This is a genomic window from Nocardioides glacieisoli (genome assembly GCF_004137245.1).
GTDB classification, from domain to species: domain Bacteria; phylum Actinomycetota; class Actinomycetes; order Propionibacteriales; family Nocardioidaceae; genus Nocardioides; species Nocardioides glacieisoli.
Genome location: NZ_SDWS01000026.1, coordinates 1 through 3,174, shown reverse-complemented (window position 1 = coordinate 3,174; position 3,174 = coordinate 1). Strand labels below are relative to the sequence as shown.

Annotated in this window: 3 protein-coding genes; all 3 read right to left on the bottom strand. The window is 66.3% G+C overall.

The annotated features are described in order from the left end of the window. Window positions 1-687: 687 nt before the first annotated feature. Window positions 688-1,755: a YihY/virulence factor BrkB family protein gene (locus EUA06_RS22190; protein ID WP_129479865.1), complete on the bottom strand. Its 1,068-nt coding sequence runs from the start codon at window positions 1,753-1,755 to the stop codon at window positions 688-690. After that, complete coding sequence (locus EUA06_RS22185) at window positions 1,752-2,261, bottom strand: hypothetical protein (RefSeq protein WP_129479863.1); 510 nt, start codon at window positions 2,259-2,261, stop codon at window positions 1,752-1,754. Before EUA06_RS22185 ends, EUA06_RS22190 begins: the two co-directional genes overlap by 4 nt. A 184-nt stretch (window positions 2,262-2,445) precedes the next feature. Beyond that, window positions 2,446-3,174, bottom strand: a 729-nt coding sequence (locus EUA06_RS22180) for a TetR/AcrR family transcriptional regulator C-terminal domain-containing protein (protein ID WP_207208500.1), incomplete at its 5' end; no start/stop codon positions are given.

The window sequence follows — 3,174 nt, the reverse complement described above, 5'->3', positions numbered from 1 at the left end:
CGCCCAGAGCTCGAAACCACGCCGCCCTCGCTACCGACGTACACCGAGGCAGGTCATCGGTGGATCGAGGCTTAGCCGTGATCGCTACACCGAGTACGCATCCGCCCGCAGCGAGCACCACCGCCCACCCTTCGCCGGTTTGGCGCCACGTGATGTGGCGGTGGGTGAGCAGTACCCAGGTGCTGCGCGCCGCAGTCGGCGGAGCAGGTGCACTAGTTGTCACGGCAGGCCGTCCTTGGGAGGGAACTTACGTCGTAAACAATCGCGCGTCCTCGCGTCCGGCGCAAGCGTCTGTCCATCGTCTGGTGGCGCGAAGGACGCCCCCGCGTGGGTGCTGGAGCCCGATCGAGCCCGCTACGCGCCCGCACCCGCGACCCGCAACCGAGACCCGCAACCGTTGAGGGGGTAGACCCGGGGCCTCGCCCGCCCTTTCCCGCTCCACTGGCTCGTAAGGGCTCACGTCGCAACCTCTGTGCTGGCGCTCGTACCTAGCCCTGCCAAGACGACTGGTTTCTTCTCGACCGGGTGTTGTTCCATACCCTCGACATCTGCTTGAGCAGCGCAACAGCGGCGATGCCTGCCACGATGCTGCTGAGGATCGCGCCGGGTTGGGAGTGGCTCGGTCCGCGGCTCCGTTCGCGGCTCCGTTCCGGCGGGGATGGGCGCATGTGCTGGGTCCGGGCCACGTCAGTCGTCCTCCTCGGGATCGTCATGCTCGCCACGGCTTCGGCGCAGGGCGCGCCCACGCTCGATGTCTTGGCGTTCCTTCTTCTCAGCTTTCTCGGTTTGTCTGGTGTCGCGTGGCGGTAGTTGAACCATCCGTTCCGCAGCGATACCGGCTTGAAGTTCCCGGCCACGTTCGAGTTCGGAGTCCAACTCCGCGCCAAAGAGCAAGGCGAGGTTGGTGAGCCACAGCCAGAGCAAGAACACGATCACCCCGGCCAGGGAGCCGTAGGTCTTGTTGTAGTTGGAGAACGTGGAGATGTAGAAGCCGAACGCCACGGACGCAATGATCCATGCCACGATCGCGACCAGCGCTCCGACGCTGATCCAGCGGAACTTGGGCTGCTGGATGTTCGGGGTGGCGTAGTAGAGCAACGCCACGACAAGGACCACGACCGCCAAGATTGCGGGCCATTTGGCGATGTTCCACGCCAGCACCGCGGCGGAACCGAGCCCGATCGCATCCCCAACTGCCTGGGCGAGCGGGCCGCTGACTACCAGCGCCAGTGCGACCAGCGCGACCAGCACCACCGTGATCAGCGTGACGAGCAGCAGCAATGGCCGGAGCTTCCAGATCGGGCGGCCTTCACCGATCTCGTACATCCGGTTCATGGCACGCCCGAACGCTCCGACGTACCCTGAGGCTGACCACAACGCGGAGGCCAGCCCGAGGACCAGTGCCAGGCCGGCCCGGGGGGCCTGACTGACCGATGACAGCGGGCCGCTGAGAGTGTCGGCGATCGACGCGCCCCCTACTTGGCTCACGATGTCGAGCAGGGTCTGGACAGTCTTGGGGCCGTCGCCGACCAGGCCGACAATCGAGACCAGCGCGATCACGGCCGGGAACAGCGCCAGCACGGAGTAGTAGGTCAGGCCCGCGGCGATGTCGGTGCACTGATCGTTAGAGAACTCCCGGATCGTCTTGCGCAGGATATAGCCCCAGGACGCCTTCTTGACGTCGGCGATCGAGTCCGGTTTCACCTCGGCATCGGGATCTGGCGCCGACGCACGCGCAACGGTCGTCTCGCTCATCGATGCCCGCCCCGCCGCACCAACAGCCCGAGGACGCACACGGGGACCACCGTCAGCACCGCTGCCCCCACGATGGACGACGAGCGCAGGTTGCCGTCACCGTCGCTCACAGTGTCGTGGAGACGCCATTTGATCTCGTCGGCCTGCGCGCCGAGCCGTGGCTTCACGACGGCCTTCGCGGCCACCGCCTCGACAGGCTCGGCTGTCTCGCCGGTGTTGACGGTCTCGCCGGTGTTGACGGTCTCGCCGGTGTTGACGGTGTTGCCGCGAGCCTGGCGGGTCATCTCGGTCTCAGCCTGCAGTTCGTAGCGGACACCGAGCTCATCCTCCGCGCCGCTCGGCGGAGAAGGGCGTTGGTGAACTTCGCCGAGTCTCGTCTGGATCTCGGAGTGCTGCCAGAAGCGCTCGGCCTGGTGTTTGACCTGCTCGTAGCGTTGGCGGCCGTCACGGGTGCCCAGCACGTATCCGATGGCTCCACCGATAAGCAGAACGAGTTTGCCTGTCATGCGCGTCTCCTCGAACGGGCGATCGACTGACTCGACTGGTACGCCGAAGTGCCCGCAGGGTTGCCAAGTTTACGTCGTAAGCATGCATGTTGTGGCCGAGACAGCACAAGACGATCGCCTCTTTCCCTCGCGAGCATGCGTGCCGGCTATTGCCGACCGGCACCTGGGGCCCCTGCTGGATGGGCTAGTTCCCGCCGCGTAGCAAAGCCATGCGCTCGAGTAGGTCCTCCAGGGCTTCCTCGAACTCCACAGCCGCGTGGTCCTCGGACAGCGCAGCGCGTAGGCGTTTCACCGTGGGAGCTTGGCTGAGGTCGGCGTAGTCGGGTGAGCCATCGTCGATGACATCAAGCGGCCCGACGTCGGCGCCGTGGGTAGCAACCTCGAGGAGCAGGTGGCCGAGCAGGAAGCTGGAGAAGGCCCGATAGCCGGCGACGGCCGCGTCGTCGCTGAAGCCCTCCGAGATCAGCCCGTCGAGGAACAGCTCCACCCAGTCGATGCTGCGCAGCGGCGGGCGCAACCACGGGGCTTCGGGGGGTCTGGACGCGATCAGCGGAAACACCTTCGGATGCTGCAACGCGACCCGGCGTACCCCGTGGGCCAGACGCTGGAGGAAGTCCTGCCACCCGCCCGAGGGTTCAGAGAGGACTTCCTCATCATCAGCCATGGACATCACCAGTGACTCCACGACGGCGTCGAGCAAGTCCTCCTTGCCCGGCACGTAGCGATACAGCGCCATGGCCTCCACCCCCAGCCGCTCGCCGAGACGGCGCATCGTGAGGCTCGGCAACCCCTCACCATCAATGAAGTCGATCGCCGCGGCGACGATGCGATCGCGATCCAACCGCACCCGCGCCGACGGCGGCGCCTCACCGTCGACAAGCGCAGCGTCCGCATCCGGAACCTGATCAGTCGG